At 68.9% G+C, this 17,147-nt stretch carries 18 protein-coding genes and 1 tRNA gene; 2 read left to right on the top strand and 17 right to left on the bottom strand.

Going from position 1 to position 17,147, the window contains the following annotated elements; genetic code table 11:
* The coding region (locus ABYX71_RS00205) for an anhydro-N-acetylmuramic acid kinase (protein WP_372693706.1) at positions 1 to 636 on the top strand (636 nt) is incomplete at its 5' end.
* Between the two features lie 28 nt (positions 637 to 664).
* On the opposite strand, the gene erpA is transcribed toward ABYX71_RS00205, so the two are convergent.
* The 7 genes from erpA to ABYX71_RS00170 form a co-directional block, all read right to left on the bottom strand.
* Positions 665 to 1,003 (bottom strand): iron-sulfur cluster insertion protein ErpA, encoded by a 339-nt coding sequence (erpA, locus tag ABYX71_RS00200; protein ID WP_372693704.1) that lies wholly within the window; start codon positions 1,001 to 1,003, stop codon positions 665 to 667.
* A gap of 54 nt (positions 1,004 to 1,057) precedes the next feature.
* The gene (locus ABYX71_RS00195; RefSeq protein ID WP_372693702.1) at positions 1,058 to 1,654 is read right to left on the bottom strand and encodes a DUF6776 family protein; all 597 of its coding nucleotides are present in this window, start codon (positions 1,652 to 1,654) and stop codon (positions 1,058 to 1,060) included.
* 47 nt (positions 1,655 to 1,701) lie between these two features.
* On the bottom strand, positions 1,702 to 2,724 hold the full coding sequence (gene argC / locus ABYX71_RS00190) for an N-acetyl-gamma-glutamyl-phosphate reductase (RefSeq protein WP_372693700.1): 1,023 nt from the start codon (positions 2,722 to 2,724) through the stop codon (positions 1,702 to 1,704).
* 103 nt (positions 2,725 to 2,827) lie between these two features.
* Positions 2,828 to 2,901 (bottom strand) — tRNA-Gln (locus tag ABYX71_RS00185).
* A gap of 20 nt (positions 2,902 to 2,921) precedes the next feature.
* Complete coding sequence (rpsI, locus tag ABYX71_RS00180) at positions 2,922 to 3,317, bottom strand: 30S ribosomal protein S9 (protein WP_372693698.1); 396 nt, start codon at positions 3,315 to 3,317, stop codon at positions 2,922 to 2,924.
* A 22-nt stretch (positions 3,318 to 3,339) separates the two neighbouring features.
* The gene (gene rplM, locus ABYX71_RS00175) at positions 3,340 to 3,768 is read right to left on the bottom strand and encodes a 50S ribosomal protein L13 (protein WP_372693696.1); all 429 of its coding nucleotides are present in this window, start codon (positions 3,766 to 3,768) and stop codon (positions 3,340 to 3,342) included.
* 60 nt (positions 3,769 to 3,828) lie between these two features.
* On the bottom strand, positions 3,829 to 4,473 hold the full coding sequence (locus ABYX71_RS00170; RefSeq protein ID WP_372693694.1) for an alpha/beta hydrolase: 645 nt from the start codon (positions 4,471 to 4,473) through the stop codon (positions 3,829 to 3,831).
* Between the two features lie 70 nt (positions 4,474 to 4,543).
* Here ABYX71_RS00170 and coq7 point away from each other — a divergent pair, with 70 nt between their 5' ends.
* Entirely contained in the window at positions 4,544 to 5,188 is a 645-nt protein-coding gene (gene coq7, locus ABYX71_RS00165) for a 2-polyprenyl-3-methyl-6-methoxy-1,4-benzoquinone monooxygenase (RefSeq protein WP_372693692.1), read from the top strand.
* A gap of 35 nt (positions 5,189 to 5,223) precedes the next feature.
* Here the strand turns inward: coq7 and speD are convergent, their stop codons facing one another.
* The 10 genes from speD to ABYX71_RS00115 form a co-directional block, all read right to left on the bottom strand.
* Entirely contained in the window at positions 5,224 to 6,021 is a 798-nt protein-coding gene (speD, locus tag ABYX71_RS00160; protein ID WP_372693690.1) for an adenosylmethionine decarboxylase, read from the bottom strand.
* A 5-nt stretch (positions 6,022 to 6,026) separates the two neighbouring features.
* Positions 6,027 to 6,443 carry a VOC family protein gene (locus tag ABYX71_RS00155; RefSeq protein ID WP_372693710.1) on the bottom strand — a complete coding sequence of 139 codons (417 nt, stop codon included), beginning with the start codon at positions 6,441 to 6,443 and terminating at the stop codon, positions 6,027 to 6,029.
* On the bottom strand, positions 6,440 to 7,243 hold the full coding sequence (gene trpC / locus ABYX71_RS00150) for an indole-3-glycerol phosphate synthase TrpC (protein ID WP_372693688.1): 804 nt from the start codon (positions 7,241 to 7,243) through the stop codon (positions 6,440 to 6,442). The genes ABYX71_RS00155 and trpC overlap by 4 nt, the downstream gene beginning before the upstream one ends.
* Positions 7,240 to 8,265, bottom strand: a complete 1,026-nt coding sequence (gene trpD / locus ABYX71_RS00145; protein ID WP_372693686.1) for an anthranilate phosphoribosyltransferase — start codon at positions 8,263 to 8,265, stop codon at positions 7,240 to 7,242. Before trpD ends, trpC begins: the two co-directional genes overlap by 4 nt.
* Positions 8,262 to 8,855 carry an aminodeoxychorismate/anthranilate synthase component II gene (locus ABYX71_RS00140; RefSeq protein WP_372693684.1) on the bottom strand — a complete coding sequence of 198 codons (594 nt, stop codon included), beginning with the start codon at positions 8,853 to 8,855 and terminating at the stop codon, positions 8,262 to 8,264. Before ABYX71_RS00140 ends, trpD begins: the two co-directional genes overlap by 4 nt.
* A gap of 104 nt (positions 8,856 to 8,959) precedes the next feature.
* Positions 8,960 to 12,070 (bottom strand): efflux RND transporter permease subunit, encoded by a 3,111-nt coding sequence (locus ABYX71_RS00135; RefSeq protein WP_372693682.1) that lies wholly within the window; start codon positions 12,068 to 12,070, stop codon positions 8,960 to 8,962.
* A 7-nt stretch (positions 12,071 to 12,077) separates the two neighbouring features.
* Entirely contained in the window at positions 12,078 to 13,151 is a 1,074-nt protein-coding gene (locus ABYX71_RS00130) for an efflux RND transporter periplasmic adaptor subunit (RefSeq protein WP_372693680.1), read from the bottom strand.
* Positions 13,152 to 13,390: 239 nt separating this feature from the next.
* On the bottom strand, positions 13,391 to 14,872 hold the full coding sequence (gene trpE, locus ABYX71_RS00125) for an anthranilate synthase component I (RefSeq protein ID WP_372693678.1): 1,482 nt from the start codon (positions 14,870 to 14,872) through the stop codon (positions 13,391 to 13,393).
* A gap of 213 nt (positions 14,873 to 15,085) precedes the next feature.
* The gene (gene rpe / locus ABYX71_RS00120; protein WP_372693677.1) at positions 15,086 to 15,760 is read right to left on the bottom strand and encodes a ribulose-phosphate 3-epimerase; all 675 of its coding nucleotides are present in this window, start codon (positions 15,758 to 15,760) and stop codon (positions 15,086 to 15,088) included.
* Positions 15,757 to 17,142, bottom strand: coding sequence for a phosphomannomutase/phosphoglucomutase (locus ABYX71_RS00115; protein WP_372693675.1), 1,386 nt, complete (start codon positions 17,140 to 17,142; stop codon positions 15,757 to 15,759). Before ABYX71_RS00115 ends, rpe begins: the two co-directional genes overlap by 4 nt.
* Positions 17,143 to 17,147 lie beyond the last annotated feature (5 nt).

Genomic DNA, 17,147 nt, shown 5'->3' with positions numbered 1-17,147 from the left:
TTGACGCAAGCCGAACGGGCAGTACTGAATCTCGGCGGCATGGCCAACGTCTCGCTGCTCGGTTCCGCCGGCCACCCCGTCAGGGGCTGGGACACCGGACCCGCCAACGTGCTGCTCGATGGCTGGGCATCGCGCCACCTTGGCCAGAACTACGATCACAACGGACAGTTCGCGCGCGGTGGCCATGTCAATGACGCACTCTTGGACGCGCTGCTGGCGCATCCATTCATTGACCGTGCGCCCCCCAAGAGCACCGGGCGCGAGATGTTCAATCTGGCCTGGCTGGATACCGTGCTGTCCGGCCTGCCACCGCTGCCACCGGCCGATGTCCAGGCGACGCTGGCTGAATTCACGGCGGTTAGTGTCGCCACCAACCTGCGACAGCATCGCTCCCTGCGCGATGTACTGGTCTGCGGCGGTGGCGTGCGCAATGTCGATCTGATGGAGCGCATCGCCCGCCAGCTGCCGTGGCTCAAGGTGCGTTCGACAGCCGACGAGGGCATTGATCCACAACACGTGGAGGCGCTGGCCTTTGCCTGGCTGGCGCGCCAGCGTATACACGAGGCCGCGCTGGATCTGCGTCACCTCACCGGCGCGCACCGCCCGGCCGTTCTGGGCTGTGTCTACCTGCCCTAAGGCGCGCTGAACCCCGGGCCGTCGGCCATCACACGCTGAACGACGAACCGCAACCGCAGGTGGTGGTGGCCAGGGGGTTGCGGATGACGAACTGAGCGCCCTGGAAATCTTCGCGGTAGTCGATTTCCGCACCTTCCATGTATTGCAGGCTCAACGGATCGATGAGCAGCGTGACCCCCTCCGTGGTCACGGCGCAATCGCCGTCATCCTGGGCCTCGTCGAAGGTGAAGCCATACTGGAAGCCAGAACAACCACCACCGCTGATGAACACACGCAACTTGAGTTGGGGGTTGCCTTCCTCGGCAATCAGCTCACCGACCCGCCGGGCCGCGGCTTCCGTGAAAAGGACTTGAGACAGGTTCGACATCGAAACCTCCAGAAAAATGTTCCACGCCCAACGGGCATATTCCCTGAGACTTTATCAGGGCGGCGAAGTTGCGCGCGCCGCCAGGGCCTCGCGCCAGGGAAACTCAAACCGGCGCGGCGCCTGTCCCTTCGGCTCCAGGTCAACGCGCAACCGTTGCGGGGCGAACGTTGCCGCCACGGGACCCGCTCCCGACAGCACCTGCAGGCGACTGAGCGACAACGACTGCTCGGCCAGGAGCAATGCGGGCTGCGCATCACCTCCCGCCTCCTGACCCAAGAGCCAGAGCCGCACGCGCCCAGCCAAGGCCGGCGCATCGTCACCGGCAGCCACCCGCACCAACAAAACGCGGTAGGCGACCTCGCCCGCGTGCCGGGTCAGCGTTACCTCACCAACACCCAGATCGGGGGTGCGTCCGTGCGGCAACAAGACGCCACGCAGGAGATCCAGGCGACGTTCAAGGTCCGCGTTCCGGGCATTCAGGTCCACCATCTGCCCACGCAACACGACCAGCGCTTCGCGGTCCACGAGCTGCAGCTGCCGGAGCAGCGCGTTTTGCTCACGCAGTGCCACCAGTGGCTCGGCATCGACCGGCGACGGCGTCTCGACGCCGCGCAGCCCCGTTGCCCAGCCGGCAAGCTGTCCCGCCACCACTCCGACGAACACCCCGGCCAGAAAGCGACCTGGCCGCGAGGGAGTCTTCACGGCGCCAGAGCCGGCTGGCGCAAGCCACAGGTCTCGTCGAGCCCAAACATGAGATTCATGTTCTGGATCGCCTGGCCCGCGGCCCCCTTGACCAGGTTGTCGATCACCGACAGCACCACCACCCGGCGGCCCTCGCCATGCACGGCCATCACGCAGTCGTTACCCGCCCGCACGGCGCCGGTCTGCGGGTGTCCGCCGGCGGGCAGAACCCGAACGAAAGGCTCGTTGCGATAACGCGCCTCGTACACCGCCTGCAGATCGGCGGCCTGGGTGAGCCGCGAATACAACGTGACGTGTATCCCCCGGTTCATGGGCACCAGGTGTGGCACGAAGGTCAGATCCACCCCCCCGGCACCCATCCCGTTGAGCGTCTGCGTGATCTCCGGCTGATGCCGGTGCGCGAACACGTTGTAGGCACGAAAGTTTTCGTTCACCTCGCAGAACGCCAGATCCGCGCGCACGTGCCGGCCGGCACCGCTGACGCCCGACTTGCAGTCGGCCACCAGGTCGGCCGGATCCACCAGGCCCGCCTCCACCAGGGGCAGGAATCCCAGCGTGACGGCCGTCGGGTAGCACCCCGGGTTGGCGATCAGACGCGCGGACGCGATCCGGTCGCGGTTGATCTCCGGCAGGCCATACACGGCCTCCTCCAGGAACTGCGGACAGGCATGCGGCATGCCGTACCAACGCTCCCACACAGCCGGATCGCGCAAACGGAAATCGGCCGCCAGATCGATCACCCGGGCACCGGCGTCCAGCAGCGTCGGCACCTGCTGCATGGCCACGCCGTTGGGCGTGGCGAAGAACACCACATCGCAGGTGGCCAAGGCACGTACGTCGACGTCACTGAACGCCACATCCACCCGCCCGGCCAAGCTCGGAAACACGCTGCTCACCGGCTGTCCGGCCTCGCTGCGCGAGGTAATCACGCTCAATTCGGCCTGCGGGTGATGACACAGCAAACGCAGCAGCTCGACACCGGTGAAACCGCTCCCGCCGACAATTCCAACCTTGATCATCACCGCATCCCCCGCACGCCGCCGACGGCGGTCGTGCCTTTGACACACAAAAAAAGCCCGGCATGACGAGCAGGCCGGGCTTCCCAAATTTGTCCAGCAAAAATGGCTGGGGGACTAGGATTCGAACCTAGATTGACGGAGTCAGAGTCCGCTGTCCTACCGTTGGACGATCCCCCACCCGAGCGCTCCAGCGCGGCTCAGCGCTTGGAGAACTGGCTGGCGCGCCGCGCCTTGTGCAAGCCGACCTTCTTGCGCTCCACCTCGCGCGCGTCGCGCGTCACATAACCGGCCTTGCGCAGCACCGGGCGGAACGTCTCGTCAAACTCGATCAGCGCCCGCGTGATGCCGTGCCGAATCGCGCCGGCCTGGCCGTTCGGCCCGCCGCCCTTGACCGTGATCTTCAGATCGAAGCCTTCCGACCGCTCGACAGCCTCCAGCGGCTGGCGCACGAGCATGCGCGAGGTCTGGCGCCCAAAGTATTCCTCAAGGCTGCGGCCGTTGATGGAAATGGCGCCGCTGCCCAGGCTCAGGATGACACGCGCCGAGGCCGACTTACGCCGACCGACCGAAATGGGTTTTTGCACTACTGGCATGACGGAATCCGAACTGCGTTGATCAAATGTCCAGCGCCTGCGGCTGCTGGGCCGTATGCGGATGCTCCGCGCCAGCATAAACCTTCAGCTTGCGGAACATGGCGCGACCGAGCGGGTTCTTTGGCAGCATGCCCTTGACCGCCTGCTCGAGCACCAGTGCCGGCCGGCGGGCAATGCGGTCGGCGAACGTCTCGCTGCGCAAGCCACCGATATAGCCGGTGTGATGATGATAGACCTTGTCGGTCTGCTTGCGGCCGGTCACACACACCTTCTCCGCATTGATCACGACGATGTAATCGCCGGTGTCCACGTGCGGGGTGTACAACGGCTTGTGCTTGCCGCGCAGACGGCGGGCAATCTCGGTCGCCAGACGCCCAAGGGTCTTCCCCTCGGCATCAACGAGATACCAATCCTGGCGCACGGTGCTGGGGGTGGCGCTGACAGTCTTCATGCCGAATTCGCAAATGGCCCGCAAAAAGGGCGTGCATCCTATGTGGCGCCACCGGTACTGTCAAGGCACCGCCCGCCACAGGGGCTCCCAGAACGCCTGTGCCGCCTCGCGCAGCGGCGTGAGACGGCCATGAAAAAAATGATCGGCATCGTCGATCACCGAGAGCGGCGCCAAGGGGTCGACCGTCTGCAGCCAGCGCTGCAGGACGTCCAGCGCGATCAGCTGATCATCGCGCCCGTGAATCACCTGCCAGGGCACCTCCGGGGCAGCAGCCGGCTCCAGGTACCCCATGCCCGCCGGTGGCGCCACCAGGAGCAGGCTCTCGGCACCGACAGCGGCATGCCCGCGCAAGGCCACCGCCGCACCGAAGGAGAACCCGGCCACGTGGACGGGCCGCTCCGGCCATCGCGCGCGGGCGAACGCGGTCACCGCAAGCAGGTCGTCCACCTCGCCGACGGCGTTGGCGAAGGCACCCTCGCTGCGCCCGACGCCGCGAAAGTTGAAACGCACCGCGGGCGCACCGAGCCCCTGCGCCGCCCGCGCCAGCGTGTACACGACCTTGTTGTCCAGGGTGCCCCCGTACTGCGGGTGCGGGTGGCATATCACGCACACGGGCCCGGCAATCTGTGGCGGCGCCTCCACCAGCACCTCCAGTGCACCGGCCGGGCCGTCGATGAGTTGGCGATGTTGCGGCGGCAAAGTCATGTAGCGGCTGCCTGCTTGAGCTGAAGGGCGAGTATAGACTTGACCCACGACCCCATCCGCGACGTCCGCCATGTCCGAGATCCGCTATCGCCCAAGCGACCGCTTCCTGCTGACCGTCGACCAGCTGCTAAGACGCCTGCCAGCCGGCGGCCAGCGCCCCGCATCGGGTCCCGCCGACGATCTGCCGGAGCCGGACGGGCTCACATCGGCCGAGCGGCGACGCGCCGCCGCCCTGATGCGCGTCAACCACGCCGGCGAGCTGGCCGCCCAGGGCCTGTACCTGGGGCAATCACTGGCCGCCCGCCAGCCGGCCACACTGGCGCATCTACGTGCGGCCGGAGACGAGGAAGCGGCACACATCACCTGGTGCCAGGAACGCCTGCGCGCGCTCGGCGGCCGACGCAGCCTTCTGGACCCGCTGTGGTTCGGCGGCGCACTGGGTATCGGCACCCTGGCAGGCCTGGCCGGGGACACCTGGAGCCTGGGCTTCGTGGCGGAGACCGAACGTCAGGTGGAGCGGCACCTGGACGGCCACCTGGCGCGCCTGCCGGCCGCCGACCGGCGCAGCCGCGCGGTGCTCGAACAAATGCGCCGTGACGAGGCCCGCCACGGCGACAGCGCCCGCCGCGCCGGCGGTCGTGAACTGCCGGCGCCGCTGCGCGGGTTGATGCGCCTGGCGGCCAAGGTCATGACCACCACCGCCTACCGGCTGTAGCGATCAGTGCCCGCCGGGGCACGGCTCCCACCGCGTCACTTCATGTTGGTGGCGTAGAAGATTTCCTGGATCTCGCGCTCCAGGCGCGCCGCCGTCGCCACCCGCTCCTGCGGCGGCAGGTCCCCGGCATTGACGCCGAACAGGTAGTTGTCGAGGTCGAATTCCCGCACCCGAAGCTTGGTGTGGAAGATGTTCTCCGGATACACGTTCACGTCCACGGCGTGGAAGCGCGTCAACGTATCGGCCTCGATGAAGCTCTGGATGGAATGGATGTTGTGGTCGATGTAGTGCTTGAAGCCCCGCACGTCGCGGGTGAAGCCACGCACCCGGTAATCCATGATGACGATGTCGGACTCGAAGCTGTGGATGAGGAAATTCAGCGCCCGCAGCGGTGAGATGTGACCGCAGGTCGACACGTCGATGTCGGCGCGGAAGGTGCTGATGCCGTTATCCGGGTGCTGCTCCGGGTAGGTGTGCACGGTGACATGGCTCTTGTCCAGATGCCCTACCACCGCGTCCGGCCGCGGGCCGGGGCCCTCGCCGGTGGCGCCTTCGGGCGGGTGGGCGCCCTCGGAAATCAACATGGTCACGCTGGCACCCTGCGGGTCATAGTCCTGGCGGGCTATGTTCAGGATGTTGGCGCCGATGATGTCGGCAACGTCGCTCAGGATGCGGGTCAGGCGCTCGGCGTTGTACGTCTCGTCGATGTAATCGATGTACTGCTGCTGCGCTTCGCGCGTCAGCGCGTACGAGATGTCATAGATATTGAAGCTCAGCGTCTTGGTCAGGTTGTTGAAACCGTGCAGCGTGAGCTTGTCGTTCAGTTCGGGCATGGCAATTACCGCGGCGGGCGCACGGCGCCGGCCAAGGGAGGATGGAAGATGATTTGCACCCGGTTGCCTGCCGGGTCCAGGCAGTAGAAGCTGCGCGCACCATCGCGGTGCGTGCGCGGCGCGGCGACGATGCGGACGCCATTGTCACGCAGAAAGTCATGCCACGGATCGACGTCTTCGATACGGCGCAACACGAAGCCGATGTGATCCAGGCGCTGCCCCTGCTCGGCCGTCCGCGGCCCGCGGTGCAGCGCCAGGTTGTCGTGGCCACCGCTGAGGTACACGTTGTCCGGGTCCGGACGCCATTCCACGTGCAGGCCGAGCAGATCGACATAGAACCGCTCGCAGGCCTCGAGGTTCTCGACGAACAGCGCCACGTGGCGCAACCCGGCGTGCGGCGGCGGACGCTCGGCCACGCTCAGGCCTCGACGGGAAACAGTTCGGCCAGGCGCGCGCCGGGATCGGCGGCGCGCATGAAAGCCTCGCCGACCAGGAACGCGTGCACGTCGGCACTGCGGATCAGCGCCACGTCGGCGGCGCTGTGAATGCCGCTTTCCGCCACCAGCAGGCAGTCGCGCGGCACCCGGCCGGCCAGGCGCACGGTGGTGTCCAGCCGCGTTTCGAAGGTATGCAGGTTGCGATTGTTGACCCCCAGCAGGCGCGGCGACAGTGCCAGCGCGCGGTCGAGCTCGTACGCATCGTGCACTTCGATCAACGCATCCAGGCCCAGTTCCGCCGCCGCGGCGTAAAGATCGGCCAGCCGGGCGTCGTCGAGCGCCGCCACGATCAGCAGGATGCAGTCGGCGCCGGCCGCGCGCGCCTCATACACCTGGTACGGATCGAGCAGGAAGTCCTTGCGCAGCAACGGCAGCTCCACCGCCGCGCGCACGGCGCGCAGGTGGTCGAGGCTGCCCTTGAAAAACGGCCCGTCGGTGAGCACCGACAGGCAGGCCGCGCCACCGGCCAGATAGCTGCGCGCGATGGCCGGCGGGTCGAAGTCGGCCCGCAGCAGGCCCTTGCTTGGCGAGGCCTGCTTGATTTCGGCGATCACCGCTGCCTGCCCGCGCGTCACCCGCGCCGCCAGTGCGGCGGCAAAGCCGCGCGCCGCGGGCATGGCCTCCGCCTCGCGGCGCAGTTCGGGCAACGGACGGACGCGCTGCGCAGCCGCCAGTTCGTCCGCCTTGGCCGCGAGAATTTTCTTCAGTACGTCGGGGGTGTTCATGGCGCCTCCAGGCGCTGACTCAGGGCAGCCAGCTCGGCCACCCGCTGCGCGGCGACACCACCGGCGAGCAGCGCCTGCGCCTGGGCCACACCGTCTTCCAGGGAGCGGGCAAGCCCCGCCACGTACAGCGCCGCGCCGGCATTCAGGGCCACGATGTCGCGCGCCGGGCCCGCCTCGCCGGCCAGCGCACCGCGCAGCATGGTCACGCTGGCCGGCACGTCCGGCACCGCCAGCCGCTCGCTGGGCACGCGCGTGAAGCCGAACTGCTCGGGCTCGATGCGGTAGCAGCGCACCGCGCCGTCCTTCAGTTCCGCCACCTGCGTGGCGGCGCCCAGGCTGATCTCGTCCAGCCCGTCGTCGGCGTGCACCACCAGCACGTGGCGGCTGCCCAGGCGCGCCAGCACCTGGGCGATGGGCTCCACCAGTGCCACCGTGTACACGCCCACTACCTGACAGGTCGGACGCGCCGGATTGGTCAGCGGCCCCAGCAGGTTGAACAGCGTGCGGATGCCAAGCTCGCGCCGTGGTCCCAGCGCATGGCGGGTGGCGCGGTGGTGCGCCGGTGCAAACATGAAACCGAAACCGACCTCGTCGATACAGCGGGCGATTGCCTCCGGCGGCAGCTCGATGCGCACACCGAGTGCCTCCAGCACGTCGGCGCTGCCGCTGGCACTGGAGACCGAGCGGTTGCCGTGCTTGGCCACCCGCCCACCGGCAGCCGCCACCACGAAGGCGGCTGCGGTGGACACGTTGAACAGGCCGGCACCATCGCCACCGGTGCCGCAGGTGTCGACCAGTCGCTCCGGGGTGACGTCCACCTTCAGCGCGAACTCGCGCATCACCTGCGCCGCGGCGGCGATCTCGGTCACCGTCTCGCCCTTCATGCGCAGCGCCACCAGCAGGCCGCCGATCTGGGCCGGTGTCGCCTCGCCGCTCATGATGGCGCGCATGGCCTCGGCCATCTGCGCGCCGTCCAGATCCTCGCCCGCCACGGCGCGGGCGATGGCCGCCTGCACGCTCATGACCGACCGGCCGGCATGGCCAGGAAATTGGCCAGCAGGGCGTGGCCGTGCTGGGTCAGAATCGATTCGGGATGAAACTGCACCCCGACCACCGGCAACTCGCGGTGGCGCAGGCCCATGATCTCGTGCCGGCTGCCGTCGGCGTGACAGGTCCAGGCGGTCACTTCCAGACACGGCGGCAGGCTCGCCCATTCCACCACCAGCGAGTGATAGCGCGTGGCGGTGAACGGATTGGGCAAGCCGGCGAACAGCCCCTGACCGTCGTGGTGCACGGGCGAGGTCTTGCCGTGCATGACCTCGTCGGCGCGGATGACGCGCCCGTCGAACGCCTGGCCGATGGCCTGGTGCCCCAGGCACACGCCAAGGATCGGCACCCGCCCGGCGAAGCGGCGTATCAGGTCCAGCGAGATGCCCGCCTCGTCCGGCGTGCATGGCCCCGGCGACACGACGATGCGCTCCGGCGCCAGGCGCTCCACCTCGTCCAGGCTGATGCAGTCGTTGCGGTGGGTGACCACATCCACACCCAACTCACCCAGGTACTGCACCAGGTTGAAGGTGAACGAGTCGTAGTTGTCGAGCATCAACACCATGCGCGCGCTATTCCGTCGCCAAGGCAGCCGCTGGCTGGCAAAAAGACGCCTATTGTCCGTCGATCGGGGGCAACTGCGAAAGCCGGGATGGAACCGGCCGGCACTCAGGCGGCCCGACCGGACCGCAGACAGCGCAGCAGGCAGGGCGTGAAGGTCAGCGTCACCAGGGCGGAGAACAGCAGACCGAACAGCAGCACGATGCCCAGACCCCGGTACAGCTCGGTGCCCTCGCGCGGCAGGAACACCAGCGGGAACAGACCGAACAGCGTGGTCAGTGTGGTCATCATGATCGGCCGCAGGCGTGTCCGGGCGGCATCGAGCAGGGCCTGCGCGGGTGCCACGCCGGCCGCCAGGCTTTCCCGATAACGCTCGACCAGCAGGATCGGGTTGTTCACCACCACACCGATCAGCACCAGAAAACCCAGCACGGTGATCATGTCGAAGCCGGCGCTGATGCCCACCGCGTTCATCAGCCTCAAGCCGAGCACGCCGCCGGCGTAACCCAGCGGCACCGTCAGCATGATCACCAGCGGATAGCCCCAATGGCGCAGTATGGCCGCCATGACCAGGTACACCAAAGCCAGCGCCAGCAACATGTTGTCCGCCAGCGCGGCGCGGGTACTGGCCAGCTTGTCGCTGGCGCCACCGATGGCGATATGCACGCCGTCCGGCACGTCACCGGCTGCCCGCAACGCACCCACCACCTCGGTCTGCACCTTGTGCACGGCGGTTTCCAGCGGCATGTCGGTGGGCGAGACGATATTCAGGGTCACCGTGCGCTGACCGTTCAGGCGACGGATGGTGTCCGTGTCGACGGTTTCGCGCAGCCGCGCCAGCGCCGACAGCGGCACGATGCCGCCGCGTTCGGTGTACAGCGGCAGCGCCGCCAGGTCGGCCGGCCGCCGCGGCGGCTGCGCGCTGCCGTACAGGAACAGATCCACCTTGCGGTCGCCGAGATAGAAATCGTCGTGGTAGGCGCCGTCGGCCAGTGCCCACACCAGGTAGCCCAGTTCGTCGGCGGCGAGGCCGAGCTCGGCCGCCCGCTCCCAGTCCGGACGCACCTCGATGAACGGCTGGCCCAGACTCAGGCTCGGCGGGTCGGGCAGGATCTGTGGATCCCCCAGCACCTCACGCGCCTTCAGGAAGGCCTTCAGCCCCACCTCGAACAGCGGCTGCAGTTCCTCGCCCGAGATATCGAGCTCCATGCTGCGCGTGCCGCCTTCGTTGCCGGAAAAGATCGACCCGCGCGCCGAGAACGAAATCATGCCCGGATACTCGGCCAGGCGCCGTCCGAGGGTGTCGATCAACGGCGTGACGTGGGCACGATCGCGCGTGCCGGCGATGATCTGCAGGCCACCGGCGCTGGTGCTGGTCATGAACCAGCGCAGCGGTGGGATGACATCACGGTCCGGATCGTAGTCCGCCGGGTCCCGCCCCAGGTGCGGCCCGAAAGCGGCATCGATCTCGCGGCCGATGCGATCCATGGTCGCCAGGTTGTAGCCCGGCGGCGGGAACAGCATGGAAAACGTCACGGCCTCCTCGCCTTCGGGCAGGTACTCGGCGCGCGGCGTCAGCAGCAGCCCCACCGTCCCGGCCGCCAGCACCAGGAGCACGGCGTAACCGGCACTGCGCAGGCGTCCGGCCAGCAACCAGCCGAGCACACGGGTGTAGGCCGTGGCAAAGCGGGCACCCATGCGGGCCAGCAGGCCGCTGCCGGGTGCCTCGGCGGCGGAACCGACCAGGCGGGCCTCCGCCACCGGCACCAGCGTCAGCGCCACCAGCAGCGAGGCGACGATGGCGGCCGCAATGGCCACCGCGATGTCCGAGTACAGCTGGCCCGCCTCCTGGCGCACCAGCAGCAACGGCAACAGAACGATCACCGTGGTGGCAGTCGACGCCAGCACCGCCCCCCACACCTCGCGTGTGCCGGCCAGCACCGCCTCCAGCCCGCGCCGTCCGGCGGCGCGATGGCGGTGGATGTTTTCCAGCACCACGATGTTGTTGTCCAGCGTCATGCCGATGGCCAGCGCCACACCGGCCAGCGACACCACGTTGATGGTGCGCCCGGCCCACAGCAGGCCGATGAACGCCGCCAGCGTCGCCACCGGCAGACCGAGCGCGCCGATCAGTGTCGGGGCCGGCCGGCGCAGGAACAGGTACAGCGCCAGCAGCGCCAGCAGGGCGCCCGAAACCAGGTTCTGGCGCACCACACCCACCGCCTGGCGCACGTAGTTCACGTCCGAGTGCATCAGGAACATGTGCAGGCCGGCGGCCGGCAGCACGGTCTTGTGCAGGCGTTCGGCCGTCGCCGTGACGGCCCGCTCGACCTCCACCACGTTGGTGCCGCGCTGCTTCTTGATGCTCACCATCAGGCCCGTCTCGCCGCCGAAGCGCGTGTGCGAACGCAGCTCGGCGTGCGTGAGCTCGACCCGCGCCAGATCGCGCAGGTACACGGGCGCGCCGTCACGTTGGGCGACGATGGCGTCCTGCACCTCGCCGACATCGGCGAAACGGCCGAGCGTGCGCACCAGGTAGCGGCGCTTGCCGGCGTCGATGTCGCCGCCGGACAGGTCGCGGTTGCGTGCCAGCAGCGCGTCGCGCAGCTCGCTGAGGCGAATGCGGCGCTGCGCCAGCTGCGCCGGGTCCACGTACACCCGCAGCTGGCGCTCGGCACCGCCTTCCACCCGCACCTCGGCCACACCGGGTGTGCGTTCGAATGCCGCCTTGACCGTGTCCTCGACGAAGTCGAACTGCATCTCGATGTCCAACCCGCGCGGGTTGCCCGGCGCCGGCTGGATCACATAGAACATGAAGTAATTGTCGGAGAACGCCGTGGTGAAGATGCGCGGCCGATCCACGTTGTCCGGATAGCGCGGCACCTGCGAGAGGGCGTTGTTGGTCAGCGCCAGCACCTCGCTCAGGCTGCGACCGATCCCGAAGTCGAGCTCGATGGTGGCGTTGCCGGTGGTCGCCTCGGCGGTCATGCGCGACAGCCCCGGGATCGAGCGCAGGTACTCCTCCTGCTCGATCAGAATCTCGCGCTCGACATCCTGCGGCGCCGCACCCGGCCATTGAGTGGCCACGGTGAGCGAGGTGATGTCCATGTCCGGGATCATCTGCACCGGCACCCGGAAGATCGCGGCGATGCCCAGCAGGCACACCACCAGTGCCGCCACTGCCACCACCATGCCGTGCCGCAGGAGTCCCTCGAACATGGCTACCTCAGGGCACGTCGACCACACGCAGCGCCTGGCCGGGCCGCAAGCGTTCGTTGCCGTGCACCACCACCCGGGCACCGGCGCTCAGGCCATCGGCGCTCACCTCGAGTCGGTCCCCCAACGCACGGCCGGGCCGCACCGGCAGGGCCACCGCGCTGAGCCCACCGTCCTGCTCGCGCGCCAGCCACAGCAGGGCGCTGCCGTCGGGCCGCCGTACCAGGGCATCCCGCGGCACGGTGGTGACCGTAGCGCCGGCGGCGGGCATCAGCGTCGCGTCCACCGACATGCCGGGGGCATAGCGGTATCGCGGGTTGGACAGCTCGACCTGCACCCGAAAGGTACGCGCTGCCGGCTGGCCGACCGCAATCAGGCGCGCCACCGTGGCCTGGAGAGGGTCGCCGGGGATGGCATCGAAACGGAGCTGAACCGGCGTGCCGGGTTCGACCAGCGGGTAGTGCGCCTGCGGCAGGGCAAACTCGACCCGCAACGCCGCCAGTTCCACCAGGCGCAGCACGGCGTCGCCCGGCCGCACCCAGGCCCCGAGTTCGGTCAGCTTGCGGTCGATCACGCCATCGAACGGCGCCTTCAGGGTGTGCCGCGCCAGTTCGTCTTCGAGCAGCGCCACCCGGGCTTCGGCGGAAGCCAGTTCGGCCGCGGCCTCGCGGCGCAGCGCCAGCGCCTGGTCGTAGCTGTCCTGGGGGGTCATCTGCCGACGCAGCAGATCGCCCTGCCGGCGCGCCTGCACCGTTGCCAGCTCGGCCCGCGCCCGGGCGCGCTGCACCTCGGCGCGCGCCGCTGCCAGCGTCAGCTCCTGCGGGCGCTGGCGCAAGCCCAGCAGCACGTCGCCGGCCTGCACCCGATCGCCCGCATCAACCGCCAGTTCGGCGACCAGGCCGGCCACCTCCACCGACAGCTCCGCCTCGCGACGGGCAATGACGGAACCCGGCAGGGTCAGCGACACCGTCGCCGGCACCTGTTCCACGGCCGCCAGGGTCACCGGCGCCGCCGGTTCGCCGGCCCGGGCCACGCCCGCCAGCAGCAGTCCGGCCATAGCGGCGGTGAACAGCCATGCACGCATGTCTCCCTCCACTTTGCGAGCCGGCCACCGGCGGCCGTTCAAAATCATGTCCGGCTACAGACGGCGATTGTTGCAGAACGCACGCCCGGGGAAAGGCCGACTCAGTCAGCGCTTCCGTCGAAGGCAGGACGCCCCGACGTCCATCAGGCGCGTGAACCCGTGACGGGCGGGCACCGCGCCGGCATGGCGGGCTGTCGAGCGTACCTCGACGCAGGCGGCGGTTTCGTGCAGCCGTGGCGTCAGAGCGCCAGGTCGAGCCCACCCTGCGCCAGGTCGGCCGCCCGCAGCAGCGCGCGCGCCTTGTTCTCGGTTTCCTGCCACTCGTTCTCCGGCACCGAATCGGCCACGACGCCGGCCGCCGCCTGCACCGACAGCGCATCGTCCTTGACGATGCCGGTGCGGATGGCGATGGCCAGGTCCATGTCCCCGGAGTAGCTCAGGTAGCCGCAGGCACCGCCGTAGATGCCGCGCTTGACCGGCTCCAGCTCGTCGATGATTTCCATCGCCCGCACCTTGGGCGCACCGGTCAGCGTGCCGGCCGGGAAGGTGGCGCGCAGCACGTCGAAATTGCCGAGTCCGGGCTTCAGCAGGCCCTCGACGTTGGAAACGATGTGCATCACGTGCGAGTAACGCTCGATGACCATCTCGTCGGTGACCTTCACCGAACCGGTCTGCGCGATGCGGCCGATGTCGTTGCGCGCCAGGTCGATGAGCATCACGTGCTCGGCCCGCTCCTTGGGGTCGGCCAGCAGCTCCTCGGCCAGGCGCCGGTCCTCCTCGGGCGTGGCGCCGCGCGGACGGGTGCCGGCCAGCGGACGGATGGTGACCCGGGTGCCCTCGGCGCTGGCTTCCTGACGCACCAGGATCTCCGGTGACGCACCGACCACCTGAAATTCGCCAAAGTCGTAGAAATACATGTACGGCGACGGATTGAGCGTGCGCAGCGCCCGGTACAGCGCCAGGGGCGATTCGGTGAACCGGCGGCGGATGCGCTGGCCGACCTGCACCTGCATCATGTCGCCGGCGGCGATGTATTCCTTGGCCTGCCCCACCGCCGCCAGGAAGTCGGCCTTGGCGAAATCGCGCTGTTCGGGAGCGATGCGCCCGGCCGGGCTGGCCGGTGGCGTCAGCGGGCTGCGCAGGCGCGCCAGCAGCGTCGCCAGCCGCGCCAGGCCGTGGGCATGGGCTCCCGGCTGCGCCGGGTCCACGTAGACGATGAGATAGATCTTGCCGGCCAGGTTGTCGACCACGGCCAGTTCTTCGGTGTGCAGCAGCAGGATGTCCGGCGTGCCCAGCGTGTCCGGCAGCGGACACTCGGCCAGGCGCGGCTCGATGTAGCGCACTGCGTCGTAGGCGAAGTACCCGGCCAGCCCGCCGCAGAACCGCGGCATGCCCGGCGGCACGAACACCCGCTCGCGCTGGCGGTAGCGCTCGATGAAATCCAGCGGGTTGCCGTCGTCGGTTTCCACCACCTCGCCGTTGTCGACCACCTCGGTGTGAAAACCGCGGCTGCGCAGCCAGCGCCGCGCCGGCAGCCCGATGAACGAGTAACGCCCGAAGCGCTCTCCGCCGACCACCGACTCGAGCAGGAAGCTGTTCGGCCCGGCCGCCAGCTTCAGGTACGCCGACAGAGGCGTGTCCAGATCGGCAAACGTCTCCAGCGTCAGCGGGATGCGGGTGTACCCCTCGGCGGCGAGGGCGGCGAAACGGGCTTCATCCATGGCGCGGGCGACGGGTATGGGAAAAGGGCCGGCAATGTTGGCTGCTTACCGCACCGTTGAAAAGTCTTGTCAACGATGCGGCGCCGCGCGCCCGGGATGGCGGAGGCGTCCACCGGTCGCCCCAGCTGCCCACTGGGTGGCACCGGTCACCGGCAGGCACCGCGACCGGACGACCTGAAGAACGGGCGCGAACGCCCTTTCTTTGGGCCTTCCTCAGCCCCCACCGCCAAGCTCGGCGCGCATGGCGGCAAGGGTGGCGTTGTAGTCGGACGTGCCGAACACCGCCGAGCCGGCGACGAAGGTATCGGCCCCGGCCCGTGCCACGGCCGCGATGTTGTCGATCTTGATGCCGCCGTCGACCTCGAGGCGGATGTCCCGCCCGCTGGCATCGATGCGTTCGCGCACCTGCGCGATCTTCGGCAGCGCCGACGGGATGAAGCTCTGGCCACCGAAACCCGGATTCACCGACATCAGCAAGACCAGATCCAGCCGGTCCATGACGTAGTCCAGGCACGCCAGCGGCGTGGCCGGGTTCAGCACCAGGCCCGCCTCACAGCCGTGCTCGCGGATCAGCGAGAGCGTGCGGTCGACGTGCCGCGAGGCCTCCGGGTGAAAGCTGATCAGGCTGGCGCCGGCGGCAGCAAAGGCCGGGATCAGCGCATCCACCGGCTCGACCATCAGGTGCACGTCGAAGAAGGCCTGCGGCGCGTGGCGGCGCAACGCCTCCACCACCAGCGGCCCGATGGTGAGGTTCGGCACGTAATGGTTGTCCATCACGTCGACGTGAACCCAGTCCGCGCCGGCCGCCAGCACGGCGTCGATCTCGGCCCCCAGGCGCGCGAAATCGGCCGACAGGATGGACGGCGCGATACGGTACTGGCGGCTCAAAACGGCAGCTCCAGCCCCGGCCGCACGCGCGCGAACAACGCCCGGAAGGCGTCCTGGATACGGACAAGCGCGTCCTCGTCGTCGGCCTCGAAGCGCAGCACCAGCACCGGCGTGGTGTTGGACGGGCGCACCAGACCGAAGCCGTCGGCGTAGTCGGCGCGGATGCCGTCGAGCGTGCTCACCTCGGCGCCCGGGAAATCGGCCGCGTCGATCAGCTCCTTCATCAGCGCGAAGTGCTCGCCTTCCCTGAGCTTGATCTGCAGCTCGGGCGTGCTGGCCGAATCCGGAATCGCCGCGAAGACCTGCTCCGGCGTCTGGTCCTGGCGGCTGAGGTACTCCAGCAGCCGGCAGGCGGCATACACGCCGTCATCGAAGCCGTACCAGCGTTCCTTGACGAAGATGTGCCCGCTCATCTCGCCGGCCAGCGCGGCGCCGGTCTCGGCCATCTTGGCCTTGATCAGCGAGTGGCCGGTCTTCCACATCAGCGGCTTGCCGCCGGCGGCGTCGATGGCGCGCGGCAGGTGACGCGTGCATTTCACGTCGAACAGGATGGTGGCGCCCGGCACGCGCGAGAGCACGTCACGCGCGAACAGGATCATCAGCCGGTCGGCGAACACCACCCGCCCGCTGGCGGTGACCACGCCCAGGCGATCGCCGTCGCCGTCGAAGGCCACGCCAAGGTCAAGCCCGCGCGCGCGCACGCTGGCGATCAGGTCTTCGAGGTTCTCGGGCTTGGTCGGGTCCGGATGGTGGTTGGGGAAGGTGCCGTCCACCTCGGCGAACAGCGGCACCACCTCGCAGCCGAGCGCTTCCAGCAGATCCGGGGCGCTGGCGCCGGTGACACCGTTGCCACAGTCGACGCCCACCTTGAGCGGCCGCGCCAGCTTCACGTCGCCCAGAATCCGCTCGCGATACGGCGTGAGCGCGTCGGCCTCGCGCACGTGGCCGAAGCCGGACTCCAGATCGTCGGCCTCGATCAGGCGACGGATGCCGAGGATGTCGTCACCGGACAGCGTCTTGCCGGCAACGACGATCTTCAGGCCGTTGTAATCGGGCGGATTGTGGCTGCCGGTCACCGCCACGCCGCAACCGGTGTCGAACGCGAAGCTGGCGAAATACACCACCGGCGTCGGCACCATGCCGACATCGATCACGCCGCAGCCGGTGGCCGCCAGGCCCCGCGTCAGCGCGTCGGACAGCGCCGGACCCGACAGGCGTCCGTCACGGCCGACCACCACCTCGCTGCAGCCGGCGCGGCGCACCAGCGTGCCGATGGCGCGACCGATCTGGTAGACACCGGTCTCGGTCAGGCTCTGCCCGACCACGCCGCGGATGTCGTAGGCGCGGAAGATTTCCTCCGGCGGCAGGTAGCGTTCGCTCATGGCAA

The organism is Immundisolibacter sp. (assembly GCF_041625615.1).
In the GTDB taxonomy this organism is placed as follows: domain Bacteria; phylum Pseudomonadota; class Gammaproteobacteria; order Immundisolibacterales; family Immundisolibacteraceae; genus Immundisolibacter.
The sequence above is the reverse complement of the archived record's forward strand: the minus strand, read 5'-3'. Positions and strand labels throughout refer to the sequence as shown.